Annotated in this window: 4 protein-coding genes; all 4 read right to left on the bottom strand. The window is 63.7% G+C overall.

Going from position 1 to position 3,107, the window contains the following annotated elements:
* A partial coding sequence (locus tag PLN84_RS12930; protein ID WP_348532158.1) for an ABC transporter permease occupies positions 1-1,222 on the bottom strand: 1,222 nt, incomplete at its 3' end.
* Positions 1,219-1,884 (bottom strand): ABC transporter ATP-binding protein, encoded by a 666-nt coding sequence (locus tag PLN84_RS12925; protein ID WP_348532157.1) that lies wholly within the window; start codon positions 1,882-1,884, stop codon positions 1,219-1,221. The genes PLN84_RS12925 and PLN84_RS12930, both read right to left, overlap by 4 nt.
* A gap of 4 nt (positions 1,885-1,888) precedes the next feature.
* Positions 1,889-2,860: a DUF3344 domain-containing protein gene (locus PLN84_RS12920; protein WP_348532156.1), complete on the bottom strand. Its 972-nt coding sequence runs from the start codon at positions 2,858-2,860 to the stop codon at positions 1,889-1,891.
* Positions 2,847-3,107, bottom strand: a 261-nt coding sequence (locus PLN84_RS12915) for a CARDB domain-containing protein (RefSeq protein WP_348532155.1), incomplete at its 5' end; no start/stop codon positions are given. The genes PLN84_RS12920 and PLN84_RS12915, both read right to left, overlap by 14 nt.

The following is a 3,107-nucleotide window of genomic DNA, read 5'->3' as shown; positions in this document are numbered from 1 at the left end:
ACACCCCCGTCCGTATCGCCGTCACCGGGTTGAGGTGCGCTGCCTTCAACGCCGGATAGAGACCCGATACCAGAGAGAGAACGATCGCGATCGCCATCCCGATCGCGAGGATTTCGGGCGTGATCAGGGTGATATCGCCCTCGGCGAACGTGGAGAACGTATCGCCGAGCCGGGCGATGATGAACGGTTTGCCGAACGTATTGATCGCGCCCGTGAATGCGACCCCAAGAAGATTGCCGAGCACCCCTCCGATCAACCCGATGTAGAAGCATTCGGCGAGGATGAGGTAGACGACGTCCGCCGGGGAGGCCCCGATGGCCATGGTGATCCCGATCTCGCGTGTCCGCTCAAAGACCGATGTGACCATCGTGTTGACGATCATCAGCACCCCCACGATCAGGGAGACCCCGGCAAAGAACGCCAGGATGAGGACGACGACGTCCATCAGCTGGTTCACCGACTCGATCTGCTGAAACGCGCCCTTCGCGGTGAGGCCGAGCGCCTTGACGTCGTCCACGACGCCGAAGACCTCCTCAGGGTGATCGACCCGGATCAGGACGCCGTCGAACGCCGTCTCGTCCCCGCGCAGTTCCTGCGCGACCCCGCGGTCGACCAGCATCGCCTGGTCGAACGCATCGTCCCGCTCCTGGAGCACGCCGACCAGGGTGAACGTCACCTCTTCATCGACCGGCATGCCGTTGGCGTCGTAGCGCCGGATGAGGATCGGGACGGCATCGCCGAACCGGACCCCCTCGTAGCGCTGGAGCGTCTCGGCGACGTCGTGCCCGAGCACCGCCTGCCGGGAGCCGGGCTCGAGGGGGCCGCCTCTCAGGAACTTCGGCCGGATCACGCCCTCGATCCCGCCGGGATCGATCCCCACGACCTCGAGGTAGGTCTGCCGTTTCGTGGTGTACGCTTCCCTGACCACCGCCGAAGAAGCCTCGACGTGCTGGATGGCGGCGAGTTCGTCGATCTTTGCCGGCGTGATGAGCTGGATCGCGCCTCCGCGGATATCCGCGGTCGCCTCGATGAGCGTGAGGTCGGACTGCTCCTTGATCGCCTCCACCGCCTGGTAGCGGATGCCTTCGCCGAGAGAGACGGTCCCGACGACCGCCGCAACGCCGATAGCGATGCCGAGGGCGGTGAGAAAGACGCGCATACGTTTTCGGGCGACCTGGTGGGCCGAGACCTTCAGGTAATCGATCAGCCTTCCGAAGATCACGATACCACCCTCCCGTCGAGGAGTTTGATGGTGCGGTCGGTCCGTCGCCCGAGCTCGCGCTCGTGGGTGACGATCAGAAACGTCGTCTCCCGCTCCCGGTTCACCTGCCGCATCAGGCCGAAGATCTCGTCGCGCGTCTTTGAATCCAGGTTCCCTGTCGGCTCGTCGGCAAGGACGATGAGCGGGTCTCCGGCGAGGGCCCGCGCGATCGCCACCCGCTGCTGCTCGCCGCCGCTCATCTCTCGTGGATAGTGGTGCGCCCGATCTGCAAGGCCCACGGTCGCGAGGAGGTCGGCGGCCCGCTCTCTCCGCGCGGCCCTGTCGTGATAGTTGAAGAGGAGGGGGTACTCGACGTTCTCCTGCGCCGTCAGCGCCGGGATGAGGTTGAAACTCTGGAAGATAAACCCGATAGACCCTCTCCGGAGAGCGATGAGCGCCTTTCGGTCACTGAAATCGATGCATTTACCGTCGATGCGGATCTCTCCCGACGTCGGGGCGTCAAGGCCGCCGAGTATGTTCAGGAGCGTGCTCTTCCCGCTGCCGCTCCTCCCGAGGAGGGCGACGAACTCGCCCTTCCAGATGGCGAGGTTCACATCCAGAAGAGCGGTCACCCGGTCGTTGTACGCCTTGTTCAGGTGTCTCGCCTCGATGATGGTCTCCATCCTATCACCTCCGTTCGGCCCGGAGAACGGCGTTTGACAGGACAAGGTAGTCTTTCTCGTCCTGGACCAGCGCAAAGTTCCCTTCGGACCGCAGGTAGGGCAGAACGTCCCGCCGGTCGATCCCGATCTGCACCGTCTCGTCGGAGTCAAAGACGTTCACCCACTCCTTCCCGCTCGACCCCGGGAAGAGCGCCGAGAGGATAGTTTCAAAGAACGAGGGCATGCTGCCTGTCCCCTCGCGGTTGAAGAAGAGCCGGTTGATCACCGGTATGTTCTCCCGGGTGTAGCCCCCCGAAGGAGCGACGAGGAAGAGTTCGGCCGACTTAAGGCCGGAACGGTCGATCTCTCCGGGAAAGTCGATCCGGCTCGACGCCATGGCGGGGGTGATCCCGTAGCTGCTGTAGAGGAGGTCGGCCCCCTCGCTCACCCAGACGATCGCCTCCGGCGATTCGGGGCTCTCGTAGACGGTGAGCAGCCCTATTCCCTGGACGACGAACGTCCGGTTGTCGGTGGCGTTGTTCTTGAGTACGACCTCAAAGGAGTTTTTCCCGGGGTTGAGATCTTTGGTCGCGAAGATGTCCATGCCGGAGAAGAAGTCGTTCGTGCTGACGAACCCCTTGGAGTCCGTGTGGCGGGCAACCTCCGTGAGGTTCTCGCCCGTATCCGTGCGGGTGAGCGAGAGCGCCGGGTAGATTGCATTCTGGTCGAGTTTGCTCCAGGACCAGTAGACATAGATGCGCTGGTAGCGGACGGCTGCGTCCGCCGGGAGGTCGATATCAAACGAGACCGCATACCGGTCTTCGGGGTTGAGCGCGCCGCTGTAGGTGCTGTTGCCGGCGGTGTAGACGTAGCCTCCCCGGAGCTCATCGTGAAAGACGGTCGAGAGCGGTCTGTCCCCGGCGTAGGTGGCCGCCGCGGGCGCTGCGAGGAGTCCGAGCAGGAGGATCAGCCCGGCGAGAGTCCTACGGGAAGACATACTCGCCCTCCGCCGCGTTGTTTGCCCTGTTCGAGTCTTTGATAGTACTCCCTTCATCCGCGACGATCTTGAGCCGGTGTTTTCCCGCCGTCGTGTAGAGCGGGACATTGATGGTGACCGTCGCCCCGGCACCTATCCCGTCGACGTGCTTGACCGCCGCTTTATCGCCGTCCAGGTAGATGGTGAGGTCGAAGGCGCCGACGTCGCTTCCGCCCCCGTTCTTGATCGTGACCGGAACGGTGTAGTC

This window comes from Methanoculleus sp. (genome assembly GCF_035363275.1).
GTDB lineage: Archaea > Halobacteriota > Methanomicrobia > Methanomicrobiales > Methanoculleaceae > Methanoculleus.
The sequence above is the reverse complement of the archived record's forward strand: the minus strand, read 5'-3'. Positions and strand labels throughout refer to the sequence as shown.